Raw genomic sequence first — 13151 nt, 5'->3', positions numbered from 1 at the left:
TGCGTGACGGCTGAGCGAGCCCGTACCCATGGGGATCAGGGCAGCAGGCGATGATCGGCTCCGGGGAGCTGACAGCAGCCAAGCCGCCTGGCTGGCAGATCTTCCCGGGAGTCCGCTGAAAGCGCAGGTCAGGCACCGATCTGACGATGCATCAGGTGGCGCAACACTTGCGCAACACCACTTTCCCTACCGGATAGGTATGGTTCCTGCCATGCCGCCCACCGACCGCATCCGAGACCACGCCGGCCACGGCGCAGCGACCACCGTCGCGGCCCACCGCGCACGGCGCCGGCTGCGCGCCGACCGGGCCCGGCAACTCGCCGACCTGCTCCGCCACCAGCTCCTGTCAGACGCCTTCGCCGACGGCACGCTCCCCCACGAGTCGCTCCTCGCCTCCGACTACGGAGCGAGCCGCAACACCGTCCGCCAGGCTCTCGATCTGCTGCGCGCCGAGGGGCTGGTCCAGCGCCAGCCGGGTGTCGGGACGGTGGTCGTGGCCCGTAAGTACCCCCACGGGCTGGACCGCCTCATGGGGCTCGCGGAAACCCTCCGCGAGCACGGGCGGGTGACGAACGAGGTCCGCACGATGGGCCCCGCCCCGGCACCCGCCCCGGTCGCCGAACGCCTCCGCGTCCCGGCCGGTGCCGACGTCCTCTACATCGAACGTCTGCGCCGCCTGAACGGCCTTCCCCTGTCCCTCGACCTCACCTACATCCCGCTCGACCTCGGCACCGCCCTGCTCGGCGCCGATCTGGAGAACACGGACGTCTTCCGCCTGCTGGAAGACATCGCGGGCCGGTCCCTCGGCCACGCCGAGATCACCCTGGAGGCGGTCACCGCGGACGCCCACTCCTCCGCCGTGCTCGAGGCGCCGCGCGGCGCGGCCGTCCTGATGCTGGAACGGCTCACCCACCTGGACGACGGACGCCCGGTCGACCTGGAGTTCATCCGGTTCCGCGGCGACCGCATCACCATGAGCGGCCTGCTGCGCCGCTCACCCTGACGCGCACTCCCCGCGCACTCCCCGCAGCACGCACTCGCTGTAGCACGCACCCCTGTAAGCACGCCCCCTGTAGCACCCTTCCTGGAGACAGCCATGCCCTTGGCGCCCCAGCGGGCCGACGTGCCCGTGACCATCGACGAGTCGAAGTGCATCGACGGCTGCACCCTCTGCGTGGACATGTGCCCGCTGGACTCCCTCGCCATCGACGAGAGCAACGGCAAGGCGTACATGCACGTCGACGAGTGCTGGTACTGCGGCCCGTGCGCGGCCCGCTGCCCCACCGGGGCCGTCACGGTCAACATGCCCTATCTGCTCCGGTGAAGGCGAGAACACCCATGAAACGCACCGCGGTCGCCGCGTCCGCCGCCGTCCTGCTCGCACCGCTGACCGCCTGCGGCGGCAGTGCCGAGGCCGGTGACGGATCCACGATCACCGTCACCGTCGGCTACCAGTCCAAGACGATCAACACGGTCACGGCAGGCACCCTGCTGCGCTCCCTCGGCTCCTTCGAGAAGCAGCTGCGCGCCCTGGACGACGGCCACACCTACAAGGTCGAGTGGCAGGACTACGCCACCGGCGCACCCATCACCGCCCAGATGACCGCCGGGAAGATCGACATCGGTTCGATGGGTGACTTCCCGCTGCTCATCAACGCGGCCCGCGGCCAGCAGCTGAACCGCCCCACCCGTCTGGTCTCCGTCACCGGCTACAACCTGCGCGGCGGCCTCAACACGGTCGTCACCGCGCCGGACTCCGGGCTGGCCTCACTGAAGGACCTCAAGGGCAGGAAGGTCTCCACGAGCGTCGGCTCGGCGGCCGACGGCACACTCGTGCGGGCTCTGCAGCGGGCCGGCCTCGACCCGGGCAAGGACATCGAGAAGCTCAACCAGCAGCCCGCGGTGGGTGCGTCCGCGCTGGCGGCGGGCAGCGCGGACGCGTTGTCGCAGTTCGTCGCCTGGCCCGGTCTGCTGGCCCACCAGGGCAAGGCGAAGGCCCTGTACGACGGCGCCCAGTTGAACCTTCCCACGTTCCACGGCGTCACCGCCCGCGAGGACTTCGCGAAGCGGCGTCCGGCCGTACTGGAGGCGTTCCTCAAGGCCCAGGCCGAGGCCACCGACTACCTCAACGACCAGCCGGTGGCCGCCGCCGAGAAGGTCGCCGAGGCGACGGGCCTGCCCGCCGAGGTCGTCTATCTGTACAACGGCGCCCACGGCATCGCCACGTTCGACCCGGCGATCAGGCCTCAGCTCGTCTCCGCGCTGAAGCAGGACGTGCCGATCCTGAAGTCCGCGAGGCTGACGGGTGACGTGGACGTGGACTCCTTCGTCGACGACCGGTACGTCAGGAAGGCCTTGGGGGCGTCCTACGGTGAACGGCTCGCCGCAGCACCCCCCGCCCCGGCGGGAGAGGTGTGGCCGAAGGGATCCTCGCGTACGCGGGTCTTCACGTCACCGGCCGCACTGCTCCGTCACGTGGCCGCCCACCGCGACACGGTGCGTGCCGCCTACGTCCCCGACGCCACCACCGGCACCCTCTGGTTCGCCGACAAGGCGGTGTGGGTGGCCGACGGTGACGAGCTGCTGCCGTTCGTCGCCCCGGCGACCGCGCGGGCGTACACCGACCGGCACGACGGGGCCCGTGTCGTCAGCTACGCCGACGCCCTGGAGCGTGCGTCGTGAGCCGGACCGCGCCTCGGGCGGCCCGCTACGCGCTGCGGGTGAGCGCCGTCGCGGCCGGCCTCGGCCTCTGGCAGCTGCTGACCGGCCTGGACGTCGACGTCTGGCTGCGCTTCTCGCAGTTCCCCACGGTCGGCGACGTGGCCCGTGCCTTCGCCGGCCGGCTGTCCGGACCGGACTACTGGACGGACCTGACCGACAGCCTCACCCGTATCCTCACCGGCTTCCTGCTGGCCGCCGTGCTGGGGGTGGCCGCCGGTGTGCTGGTGGCCCGCTCGCGGCTCGCCGAGGACCTGCTCGGGCCGCTGCTGGAGGTCGTCCGCCCGATCCCGGCCATCGCCCTGGTCCCGGTGGCGATCCTGCTGTTCCCCTCGAACGAGCAGGGCATCGTCTTCATCACCTTCACCGCCGCCTTCTTCCCGGTTCTGGTCTCCACCCGGCACGCGGTGCGCGCGCTGACGCCCGTGTGGGAGGAGGCGGTGCGCACCATGGGCGCGGGCCGGTGGCGGATCCTCGGCTCGGTCGTCCTGCCGGGGACATTGCCCGGCATCTTCGGCGGCCTGTCGGTGGGCATCGGCGTCTCGTGGATCTGTGTGATATCCGCCGAGATGATCTCCGGCCAGTACGGCGTCGGCTACCGCACCTGGCAGGACTACACGGTCGTCGACTACCCGGGCGTGTTCGTCGGCATGGTCACGATCGGCGTGCTGGGCTGGCTCACCTCCACGGCGGTCGAGCTGCTGGGCCGCCGTCTGACCCGCTGGCTGCCGCGGACGTCGTACGTTCCCGGCGGTCGGGTTCCGCGGCCGACGCACGCAACGCCCGCCCCTGCACCTGTCCGCGTCAGGACCACGGAGGAAGCGCCCCATGACCAGCTCGTCTGAGGTTCGTTCCCCCGCCCGCGCCGGCGCCGGCCTCAGCCTGCGCGACGCCACCCTCGGACGTCCGGGCGCGCCGGCGCTCGACGTGGTGGACCTCGACGTGGCCCCCGGGGAAATCCTGACCGTGGTCGGCTCCTCGGGCTGCGGCAAGTCGACCCTCCTGCGCACGCTGGCCGGACTGCTGCCCCTGCTCTCCGGGCAGATCACCGTGGACGCGCGTCCGCTGACCGGGCCGTCCGCGGAGCGTGCCCTGGTGTTCCAGGAGGACGCCCTGCTTCCCTGGCGCACGCTGCGGGCCAACGTCGAACTCCCGCTGGCCATCAGCGGCGTGCCACGCACCGAACGCCGCGCCCAGGCGCAGGCGTGGCTGGACCGGGTCGGACTCGCCGAGCACGCCCACCGGTTGCCGCACCGCGTCTCCGGCGGTCAGCGCCAGCGCGCGCAGCTGGCCCGTGCCCTTGCGGGCCGTCCGAGGGCCGTCCTGATGGACGAGCCGTTCGGCGCCCTCGACGCCCAGACCCGCGCCGGCATGCAGGACCTGCTGGTGGAGGTGCTGAGCGGCACGGGAGCGACCGTCGTCTTCGTCACCCACGACGTGGACGAGGCCCTGTTCCTCGGCGACCGCGTGGCCCTGCTCGGCGCGGGCCGCCTCATCGCCGTACGGGATGTTCCGCGCCCCCGCGAGCGCGCCGCCCACGACGATCCGGCGCGCGGCGCCCTGCGGCGCGACGTCCTCACGTCACTCGGTTCTTGAAAGGCACCCTGGTGGACCACACCCTGCAGATCCCGGCCCTCGGCGACGCCGAGGAGATCAGCTGCGGCGTGCTCGTGATCGGCGGCGGCACCGCCGGCACGATGGCGGCGCTGACCGCCGCCGAGCACGGCGCGGACGTCCTGCTGCTGGAGAAGGCGCACGTACGGCACTCCGGCGCGCTCGCCATGGGCATGGACGGCGTCAACAACGCGGTCGTCCCCGGCCGGGCCGAGCCGGACGACTACGTCGCCGAGATCACCCGCGCCAACGACGGCATCGTCGACCAGTCCACCGTCCGCCAGACCGCCACCCGCGGCTTCGACATGGTGCAGCGGCTGGAGTCGTACGGGGTGAAGTTCGAGAAGGACGACCACGGCGAGTACGCGGTCCGCCAGGTCCACCGCTCCGGCTCCTACGTACTGCCGATGCCGGAGGGCAAGGACGTCAAGAAGGTCCTGTACCGGCAGCTGCGGCGGCGGGAGATGCGGGAGCGGATCCGCATCGAGAACCGGGTCATGCCGGTGCGCGTGCTCACGGCCGGGGGGCGTGCCGTGGGCGCGGTCGGCTTCCACACGCGCACCGGCGCGTTCGTGACCGTCCGCGCGGGCGCGGTGATCCTGGCGACCGGCGCGTGCGGCCGCCTCGGTCTGCCCGCCTCCGGCTACCTGTACGGCACGTACGAGAACCCGACCAATGCCGGCGACGGGTACGCCATGGCCTATCACGCGGGCGCCGAGCTGACCGGCATCGAGTGCTTTCAGATCAACCCGCTGATCAAGGACTACAACGGACCGGCCTGCGCCTACGTCGCCAACCCGTTCGGCGGCTACCAGGTCAACCGGCACGGGGAGCGCTTCGTCGACTCCGACTACTGGTCGGGCCAGATGATGGCCGAGTTCGCGGCGGAGGTGGCGTCCGACCGGGGCCCGGTGTACCTGAAGCTGAGTCACCTGCCCGAGGAGTCGATCTCGGCGCTGGAGTCGATCCTGCACTCCACCGAGCGCCCGACCCGCGGCACCTTCCACGCGGGGCGCGGACACGACTACCGCACCCACGACGTCGAGATGCACATCTCCGAGATCGGCCTGTGCGGCGGCCACTCGGCCTCCGGGGTGCGGGTCGACGACCACGCCCGCACCACCGTCCCGCGGCTGTACGCCGCCGGGGACCTGGCCTGTGTCCCGCACAACTACATGATCGGCGCCTTCGTGTTCGGCGACCTCGCGGGCGCGGACGCCGCCCGGTACGCGCCGTACGAAGGGGAGTTGCCCCCGGACCAGCTGCGCGAGGCGCACGAGCTGATCTACCGCCCGCTGCGCAATCCCGACGGCCCGCCGCAGCCCCAGGTCGAGTACAAGCTGCGCCGGTTCGTGAACGACTATGTGGCGCCACCGAAGTCCGGTGCCCGGCTGTCGCTGGCCCTGGAGGCGTTCGAGCGGATGCGCGCCGACATCGCCGCGATGGGCGCCCGGACGCCGCACGAGCTGATGCGCTGTGCGGAGGTGAGCTTCATCCGCGACTGCGCGGAGATGGCGGCCAGGGCCTCGCTGGCCCGCACGGAGTCCCGATGGGGCCTGTACCACGACCGCCTCGACCATCCGCACCGCGACGACGCCTCCTGGTTCCACCACCTCGATCTGCGCAAGTCCCCCAGTGGCGCGATGGAGTTCACGGCACGTCCCGTGGCGCCCTATCTGGTCCCGGTCGACGGCTTCAGCCCGGCCGGCGGTCCGTCGCGCCGTCTCGGCGAGGTCCACCCGGAACAGGTGGCGACCGCGGGGGCGCGGGAAGCTGCGCCGGTGGCGGTGCGGCAGGAGTCCTCCGGCACCGGGACCACCTCCGGTCCCGGTACCGACGCGGACGCGCCGACCACGCCGCGCCTGCTCGAGCTGCTGTCCCTCGCGGAGGACGAACCCCGGCTCCCCGCCCTCGTCCCCTACCTGACCGATCCCGAGCCCACCGTCCGCCGCACGGCCGTGACGGTCCTGACGGAGACGGTGCCGCCGGGCACCGGGCCGGCACTGGCCGCCGCGCTCGCCGACCCCGACGCGGGCGTGCGCGCCGCCGCTGCCGCCTCACTGCGCGAACTGGTCGAGACGCTGGCCCCCGAGCCGGCCCTTCGCGACGGCCTCGCCGCCGCCCTGTCCGGGGCCGACCCCGTCGCCCGCGCCGCCGCACTGGACGCCCTGCGCGTCCTGCGTCTGGGCGACACGCGGCTGTTCGCGGACTCGCTGGCGGACGGCGACATCGCCGTCCGCATCGCGGCCGTGCGGGCCCTGGTGTCTGTCGACGCCGCCGGGGAGCTGGCCCGCGCGGCTGCCGCCGACCCCTCCCGCGAGGTCCGGGTCGCCGTCGCCAGGGGCCTGGCGGCCGTGGCCGGGGGACGGCTCGCCGACACCGCACCGCCCTCGCGGGCCGGCTCCGATCCCGGAACGATCCGCTCGGCCCTGTCCGAGCTGATCGACGACCCGGACGCCCTGGTGCGTGCGGCGGCCTACGAGGCCCTCGGCACCACCGGCTGCCCGGCGCCCCTGGCGGCGCGCGCGGAGGCCGCCCTGTCCGACCCGGCCTGGCAGACACGGGCCGGTGCCGCGACCGCCCTGTCCCTCGCGGACCCGGGCCTCGCCGTCCCCGCCCTCGCGAAAGCCCTCGCCGATCCCAACGCCGACGTGCGCAAGGCGGCGGTGACGGCGCTGACCCGGCACCGCGCCACCGGGGACGCCCGGGCGGCCCTGGCCACCGCGACCACGGACCCGGACGCGGACGTCAGGGCGTACGCGGCCCGCGCGCTCTGACCCCGCCCGCCTGGTCCGTTCGTCTCGCATGGCGAGATGGATCTACCGGGAAATGAGATGAGTGAGATCGTTGTACTGCCCACGCGGTTCGTGCGGACCCCGGTGAGGGTGCGTGCGCCGCCGTCCGGGCGGCCGGCGCTGGACGCCGGCGACCGTTCCCCGTGCTCGCGTGAAAGACCCACACATGCCCACACCAGATACCGGCCAGGCCCAGACACCCGTCAACCCGCGGTCCCGCGTCCTCATCGCCAGCCTCATCGGCACGACCGTCGAGTTCTACGACTTCTACATCTACGCGACCGCCGCCGTTCTGGTCTTTCCCCACCTCTTCTTCCCGAGCAGCGACCCCACGACGGCCCTGCTGTCGTCCTTCGCCGTGTTCGGCGCCGCGATGGTCGCCCGGCCGGTCGGCGCCGTCTTCTTCGGGCACCTCGGCGACCGCCTCGGCCGCAAGAGCACACTGGTGATCTCGCTGCTCACCATGGGCATCGCCACGTTCCTGATCGGCGTTCTGCCCACCTACGCGCAGGCCGGCTGGGTCGCCACCACCCTGCTGGTGCTGATGCGGCTCGCGCAGGGCTTCGCGCTCGGCGGTGAGTGGAGCGGCGCGGCGCTGGTGGCGACCGAGAACGCCCCGGCGGGCAAGCGAGCCCTGTACGGCACCTTCCCGCAGCTCGGCGCCCCGCTCGGGTTCATCATCGGCAACGGCCTGTTCCTGATCATCGGCGCGCTGCTGCCGTCGGCGAGCGCCGACCCCACGCAGCCCTCCGACGCCTTTCTCAGCTGGGGCTGGCGCGTGCCGTTTTTGTTCTCGGCCGTGATGGTCGCGGTCGGCATGTGGGTGCGGCTGCGGCTCGTCGAGTCGGCGGTGTTCGCCAGGACGCGCGAGGCCGGGCAGGTGCAGAAGCTGCCGCTGGCCACCGTCTTCCGCGACCACTGGAAGCAGCTGGTCCTGGGCACCTTCACGATGCTGGCGACGTACGTGCTCTTCTACCTGATGACCACGTTCTCCCTGAGCTACGGGCGCACCGCGAAGGACGCCGCGGTGCCCGGCCTCGGCTACAGCTACACCACGTTCGTCCTGATGATGATCTTCGGCGTGCTGTTCTTCGCCGTGTTCACCCTGGTCTCCGGACCGCTCGCCGACAGGTACGGCCGACGCACGACCCTGATCTGGGTCACCGTCGCGATCGTGGTCTTCGGACTGGTCTGGGTGCCCCTGATCGGCCTCGGCACGCTCGGTGTGGTGCTGTGGCTGGTGCTCGGCTTCACGCTGATGGGCATGACCTTCGGGCCGATGGGCGCGCTGCTGCCCGAGCTCTTCCCGACGAGCGTGCGCTACACCGGCTCGGGAGTCTCGTACAACGTCAGCTCCATCCTCGGCGCGGCCGTCGCGCCGTTCATCGCGGTGGCGCTGTGGGAGGCGGGCGACGGCTCGCCCTGGCTGGTGGGCGTCTACCTCTCCGCGATGGCGCTGCTGACGCTGGCGGCGCTGGTGCTCGGCAAGGAGACGAAGCACATCTCCCTGGACGACGGTGAGGCGTCCGCCGCCGACCGCGACGAGACCCCGGCCCCTGCCACGTCCACGGTCTCCTGAGCCACCCCCGGCCGCACCGGCGCGCCCCCTTCACCATGACGTGGGTGAGGGGGGCGAGAGGCTCGCCTGCAGCTGCTCGAAGCCGGTCGCCGACACCTGCCCCTGACGTGCGCTGTTCCGCCACGGCAGCGCTCCGGCCCGTCCCGCGCGCAACGGCAACTGGTCGACGAAGGCCAGCAGCGTCAGCAGGATCACCAGCCCGGGCAGGGACTTGAAGAAGACGTGCTGCATGTCCCCGGTATCGAGGCGGCGGCGCGCTGACAGGCACCCCTGTACCCAGGGGATCAGCGCTGCTGGGCCGCCCTACCGTGCTGCCGGGCAGGCCGGGGCGCCATAGACTCGGAGGACCGGTCCGGGAACGCAGGAGCGGGCAGCTCGTGGCCCGGACCGGAGCCCGGGGACGGCCACCCCAGGAGGACGCGATGGTGCGGCAGACCCGACTGGCCGGCGAATCGGCGGAGTACCTGGAAGCTCGCGAGGAGCTGCGGCTGGCCGAGATCGCCCTCATGCGCCACCGCGAGGAGGTCGCCGCCCAGCGCCGGGCGCTCCCCGCGGGTCCACCCGTCGACGACTACGTGTTCACCGAGGGCCCCGCCGATCTCGACGCCGGGGACACACCGGTCCGCGAGGTGGCTCTGAGCGAGCTGTTCACCGCCGCGGACCGCCCACTGCTCGTCTACCACTTCATGTACGGCAAGCTGCAGAGCGACCCCTGCCCGATGTGCACGCTGTGGATCGACGGCTTCAACGGCATCGCCCACCACGTCGCGCGCAACGCGGACTTCGTCGTCGCCGCGGCGGCCGACCCGCCCACCCTGCGGCAGCACGCCCGCAACCGCGGCTGGCACCGGCTACGGCTGTTGAGCTGCGGGGACAGCACGTTCAAGTACGACCTGGGCAGCGAGGACGAGGACGGCGGACAGGACTCGACCATCTCCGTCTTCACCCGCGACGGCGACGGCACGGTCCGCCACTTCTACTCCGCGCACCCGCGCATGGCCGACGACATCGACGAGCGCGGCATCGACCTGCTGGCCCCCGTCTGGCACCTGCTCGACCTGACTCCGCAGGGCCGCGGCGACTGGTACCCGAGCCTCGACCACTGACACACGCGCCCCTTGTGACGCCGGCCGGTGGTGCGGTCATGAGCTGCGGGGTGTGATGCCCGGGGCTAGCGTGGAACCGGTGCTCGCGGCCGGGGACGCGGTCACAGAGCCAGGGCACGGGATGACCGCCCCGCGGGCGTCGGACTGGGTAGGAGAGCTGGAGACATGGGCGACGACGAGAACATTGCCACGTGGACCGAGCGACTCCTGCACGAGGCTCCGGCCCTGTCGCCGGAGCAGGCCAGAAGCTTCGTGCACGAGCTGTACTTCGCCGCCCAGCGCGCCCTCGACAAAGAGGTGTGGGAGGCGGACTTCGAACGCGACGAATAGCGTCCATTCACGAAGCCGCCCCGAGGATGACGGTGCCGGAATGAGCTTCCTATTCCGTCCGGAAAACTGCCCAGACGCACGAACATGTGGCCAGGTGTGTGACCAGGCAGCCATATTCGGGTCATCACGGACGCCGGTGTAACACGGCGGCGCTCGGCAACGCAGAGGCAGGAAGAAACGAGGCGGCTCGTCTTCGCATTCGTGCACTCGGAGCGAGCGCGCCGGCACATCGTCACGTCAGATCGGACTCCCCGTGAGCAATATCGACCCGGCCCCCGGATATCAGACGTACCACCAGCCGCCCCCGAGCCCGGATCCGTCCGCTCGCCGCCAGGCCACCGCGCGGCGCACGGCCCTCACCATCTGCACGATCGCCGACATCGCGGCGGGTCTTCTGGGCCTGTGGATCGCCTTGTTCCTGCTCGACGCGAATCAGGCGAATGTGTTCGTCGAGTTCGTCGAGGGAACGGCCGGCCGGCTGGCCTGGTGGTCACAGGACATTTTCACGATGGACACCGAAGGTCTACGCGTCGTCCTCAATTACGGCCTCCCGGCCGTCATGTATTTGCTGTTGGGTCACGGGATTGCCGCCCGGCTCAACCGGGCCTGACAGCGTCCTGCGACGAAAGGCGGCGGTTGCGGAGCGGCGGATTTCGCCGCCCCGCGACGGAGCCGGCCGTCGAGAAATGGGAAATCCGCCCGTCAGGCGTCCTTGATCGCCGTGGTGACGGGAGTACCGATCTCGACCGTGCGGCTGACCGTGCAGAGACGGTCGTGAGACGTCCTGACCGCTCGGGGAAGGATCGCGCGGGCGCGATCGGCGCCCGCGCCGTCCGGGAAGGTCACGTCGAAGGTGACCGTCAGACCGGTCATGCGGTTGCCCAGCTCGTCGCTGATCTTGTCACCCGTCACCGACACCGAGAACTCGACGGGCTCGGCGTGGCGGCTGGTGGCGACGTCGACGTCGGCGGCCGTGCAGCCCCCGATGGCGGCGAGCAGCAGTTCGACGGGAGTGAAATCGGTGTTGCGTCCGTCGTCGGAGGCGGTGGCGAAGCGGAGGGTGCCGCCGCGGGCGTTGGTGGCGGTGAAGTGGCCGGTGCTGGTGCGCTCGACGACCACCGAACGCTGGGAGTCTTCGCTCATGGGTCAACGGTAGTGCCCGGGGCACCGCGGGCCGGTGTGACCACAGGGCCGGGTGGAGTCGGCAGCGCAGCCCGTCACCACCCGGCCCGGTGTGCAGCCGGGGTCAGGGCAGTTGCACGAACGGCGCCAGGAAGGCGCGCGCTCCCGGGGTGTCCAGCCGGTAGGTGACATTGGTGGCGTAGCAGGGGCCGTCGCCGGTGATGGTCGTCGCCGCGAGGATGCGCCGGCCGTCGATGGTGGCGAAGTTGGGCCCGCCGGAATCGCCGTAGCAGGCGCCGCCGTTGCCCTGGGGGGCGGTCATGGCGAGGCGGACCCAGGCGTCGTTGAGCGCGTCGAAGCTCACCGGCGCTTTCATCCGGACACCGCCACCCGGGTGGGTGTGGCCGCCCGGACCGTTCACGGCCTCCTGGGTGCCGTATCCGGCGACGACCCAGTCGGTGGAGTCGAGCTTCTTCGGCCCGAGGGCCCCGAGCTGGTTGGCGGACGGCAGTGCGGCCGGGGTGAAGGACCAGCGTGCGGCCATCCGAGCGGCGGGGAGTTCGACGACCGCGATGTCACGCGTGTCGGCGGCGGGACCCGGATAGCCGGGGTGGCTGTGGGCCGTGCCCTCGACGGCGACCGCTCTCGCCTGGGCGGCCGGGTCACCCGGGTACTTGCGTGCGGCGGCGTCCAGTCCGGCCTGGACGTCCTGGTCGAGGGAGACGTGGAACCGTACGTTGTCCGGCCAGTCCGTGGTGCAGTGGGCGGCCGTCAGGAAGGTGTCCGCGTCGATCATCGTGCCGGAGCAGACCCAGTCGACGCGGTCCGGGGTCGCCGGATCGCCGTCGTCGTCCCACGTGGCCACGAGCGCGCCGACCTCGGTGCGTTCGGGAGCGGGCGTCGCGTTGTACGAGTTGATCGCGGACGAGGGAGCGGCGAGGGCAAGCATCGTGGCGCAGGCGGCCGCGGTGACGGCGGTGGCGCGTTTGACGGTCAAGAAGAACCCCTTAGCTGGGTTGGGATCGGGTGTTCCTCCTGTGGGGGGGGGTGGGGGCATTGAAGCGTCTGTGATCGTCTGCGGCAAGAGCACGAACTCGGTCAGGTGGGGACGGTGCTCCGAAGCCGGCGGCCGGACCTGGGGCCGACGCGCCGCTCCGCCTGCGTCGGCGCCACCGTCTCAGGCGACTTCGTGCGGGGAGTGCCCGCCCCGGCCGGGCTCAGGATCGGTCGGGGCGGGCGGATCGGGGGTGGGGGACATGGCGTCGAGGAGGGCGGTGTGGAGGCGGGGGGCGACGGTGGTGTCGCGGCCGTGCGCCGGGGGGACGCGCCAGTGCAGGCCGGGGCCGTCGACCCGGTGCGGCGGCGGGACCGCCACGTGGGAGCCCCGGCCGAGGACCCGCACCCGGGGCAGTCGCCAGTCCGCGGCCGAGCCGGGTACGACGAGCCAGTACAGGATGCCGCCGAAGCCGTCCTCGATCACCGCTCCCGTCTCGCTCCCGAGGTTCCGGAGCGCCTCGGTCCCGACGGCGAGGGGAACGCGTACCGCGTCCCACCACTGGCCGGCGGGCAGGGTCCGTACCTCGTCCACACTCCCCCGCATCCACCACGGCACCCAGGTATGCGTCATCACGTTCTCCGGCTCCGCTGTCCGACGCCCACACGCTAGGGCGGTTGCGGGGAGCGGACTTTCGTGTCCGCGCAGGGAAGTTGTGCCGGTACGCAACGGCGAGAAGGACGGTCTCGTCGTGTCCGGGTGATCAACGCGCTGTTCGGGCAGCCGGAGGAGCGGGGCGCGGAGCTGCGTGCCGTCGTGGACGGCGGCGTCGCCCTCCCGGCCCTTTCGACCGCCTCTCCGTCCTGCCGCCGGCATATGCCGATGAGCTGCGT

General features: G+C 72.0%; 13 protein-coding genes and 1 pseudogene. 10 read left to right on the top strand and 4 right to left on the bottom strand.

Annotated features, from left to right (window positions below):
- Window positions 1-211: 211 nt before the first annotated feature.
- The 7 genes from AB0412_RS10325 (at window position 212) to AB0412_RS10295 (ending at window position 8706) form a co-directional block, all read left to right on the top strand.
- Window positions 212-1003, top strand: coding sequence for a GntR family transcriptional regulator (locus tag AB0412_RS10325; protein ID WP_366402096.1), 792 nt, complete (start codon window positions 212-214; stop codon window positions 1001-1003).
- Window positions 1004-1096: 93 nt separating this feature from the next.
- Window positions 1097-1324, top strand: coding sequence for a ferredoxin family protein (locus AB0412_RS10320; protein WP_010986276.1), 228 nt, complete (start codon window positions 1097-1099; stop codon window positions 1322-1324).
- A 14-nt stretch (window positions 1325-1338) separates the two neighbouring features.
- Window positions 1339-2682 carry an ABC transporter substrate-binding protein gene (locus AB0412_RS10315; protein WP_366402095.1) on the top strand — a complete coding sequence of 448 codons (1344 nt, stop codon included), beginning with the start codon at window positions 1339-1341 and terminating at the stop codon, window positions 2680-2682.
- Window positions 2679-3563 (top strand): ABC transporter permease, encoded by an 885-nt coding sequence (locus AB0412_RS10310; RefSeq protein WP_366402094.1) that lies wholly within the window; start codon window positions 2679-2681, stop codon window positions 3561-3563. The genes AB0412_RS10315 and AB0412_RS10310 overlap by 4 nt, the downstream gene beginning before the upstream one ends.
- Window positions 3547-4314 carry an ABC transporter ATP-binding protein gene (locus AB0412_RS10305; RefSeq protein WP_366402093.1) on the top strand — a complete coding sequence of 256 codons (768 nt, stop codon included), beginning with the start codon at window positions 3547-3549 and terminating at the stop codon, window positions 4312-4314. The genes AB0412_RS10310 and AB0412_RS10305 overlap by 17 nt, the downstream gene beginning before the upstream one ends.
- Window positions 4311-7109 carry a fumarate reductase/succinate dehydrogenase flavoprotein subunit gene (locus tag AB0412_RS10300; protein WP_366402092.1) on the top strand — a complete coding sequence of 933 codons (2799 nt, stop codon included), beginning with the start codon at window positions 4311-4313 and terminating at the stop codon, window positions 7107-7109. Before AB0412_RS10305 ends, AB0412_RS10300 begins: the two co-directional genes overlap by 4 nt.
- A gap of 184 nt (window positions 7110-7293) precedes the next feature.
- Window positions 7294-8706: an MFS transporter gene (locus tag AB0412_RS10295; RefSeq protein WP_366402091.1), complete on the top strand. Its 1413-nt coding sequence runs from the start codon at window positions 7294-7296 to the stop codon at window positions 8704-8706.
- 51 nt (window positions 8707-8757) lie between these two features.
- On the opposite strand, the pseudogene AB0412_RS10290 reads toward AB0412_RS10295, so the two are convergent.
- Window positions 8758-8937 (bottom strand): annotated as a pseudogene (locus AB0412_RS10290) (hypothetical protein); the annotation flags it as partial.
- 191 nt (window positions 8938-9128) lie between these two features.
- Here AB0412_RS10290 and AB0412_RS10285 point away from each other — a divergent pair.
- From AB0412_RS10285 to AB0412_RS10275, 3 genes are all read left to right on the top strand, one after another.
- The gene (locus tag AB0412_RS10285) at window positions 9129-9812 is read left to right on the top strand and encodes a DUF899 family protein (protein WP_366402090.1); all 684 of its coding nucleotides are present in this window, start codon (window positions 9129-9131) and stop codon (window positions 9810-9812) included.
- 165 nt (window positions 9813-9977) lie between these two features.
- Window positions 9978-10142, top strand: a complete 165-nt coding sequence (locus AB0412_RS10280) for a hypothetical protein (RefSeq protein ID WP_366402089.1) — start codon at window positions 9978-9980, stop codon at window positions 10140-10142.
- Window positions 10143-10395: 253 nt separating this feature from the next.
- On the top strand, window positions 10396-10752 hold the full coding sequence (locus AB0412_RS10275; RefSeq protein WP_366402088.1) for a hypothetical protein: 357 nt from the start codon (window positions 10396-10398) through the stop codon (window positions 10750-10752).
- Window positions 10753-10844: 92 nt separating this feature from the next.
- On the opposite strand, the gene AB0412_RS10270 is transcribed toward AB0412_RS10275, so the two are convergent.
- The 3 genes from AB0412_RS10270 to AB0412_RS10260 form a co-directional block, all read right to left on the bottom strand.
- Window positions 10845-11285: an OsmC family protein gene (locus AB0412_RS10270; RefSeq protein WP_366402087.1), complete on the bottom strand. Its 441-nt coding sequence runs from the start codon at window positions 11283-11285 to the stop codon at window positions 10845-10847.
- A gap of 103 nt (window positions 11286-11388) precedes the next feature.
- Window positions 11389-12261 carry a trypsin-like serine protease gene (locus AB0412_RS10265; RefSeq protein ID WP_366402086.1) on the bottom strand — a complete coding sequence of 291 codons (873 nt, stop codon included), beginning with the start codon at window positions 12259-12261 and terminating at the stop codon, window positions 11389-11391.
- Between the two features lie 180 nt (window positions 12262-12441).
- Window positions 12442-12891 carry a hypothetical protein gene (locus AB0412_RS10260; protein ID WP_366402085.1) on the bottom strand — a complete coding sequence of 150 codons (450 nt, stop codon included), beginning with the start codon at window positions 12889-12891 and terminating at the stop codon, window positions 12442-12444.
- Window positions 12892-13151: the final 260 nt, after the last annotated feature.

Origin of the sequence: Streptomyces sp. NPDC052012, from assembly GCF_040689265.1 — a bacterium.
GTDB lineage: Bacteria > Actinomycetota > Actinomycetes > Streptomycetales > Streptomycetaceae > Streptomyces.
Note: the sequence above shows the minus strand (reverse complement) of the source record. Positions and strands in the feature narration are given on the sequence as shown.

Bases quoted from the DNA above. Each gene is read 5' to 3' on its own strand.
- AB0412_RS10325 (WP_366402096.1), top strand. From the start codon at position 212: ATGCCGCCCACCGACCGCATCCGAGACCACGCCGGCCACGGCGCAGCG.
- AB0412_RS10320 (WP_010986276.1), top strand. From the start codon at position 1,097: ATGCCCTTGGCGCCCCAGCGGGCCGACGTGCCCGTGACCATCGACGAG.
- AB0412_RS10315 (WP_366402095.1), top strand. From the start codon at position 1,339: ATGAAACGCACCGCGGTCGCCGCGTCCGCCGCCGTCCTGCTCGCACCG.
- AB0412_RS10305 (WP_366402093.1), top strand. From the start codon at position 3,547: ATGACCAGCTCGTCTGAGGTTCGTTCCCCCGCCCGCGCCGGCGCCGGC.
- AB0412_RS10295 (WP_366402091.1), top strand. From the start codon at position 7,294: ATGCCCACACCAGATACCGGCCAGGCCCAGACACCCGTCAACCCGCGG.
- AB0412_RS10285 (WP_366402090.1), top strand. From the start codon at position 9,129: ATGGTGCGGCAGACCCGACTGGCCGGCGAATCGGCGGAGTACCTGGAA.
- AB0412_RS10280 (WP_366402089.1), top strand. From the start codon at position 9,978: ATGGGCGACGACGAGAACATTGCCACGTGGACCGAGCGACTCCTGCAC.
- AB0412_RS10270 (WP_366402087.1), bottom strand. From the start codon at position 11,285: ATGAGCGAAGACTCCCAGCGTTCGGTGGTCGTCGAGCGCACCAGCACC.
- AB0412_RS10260 (WP_366402085.1), bottom strand. From the start codon at position 12,891: ATGACGCATACCTGGGTGCCGTGGTGGATGCGGGGGAGTGTGGACGAG.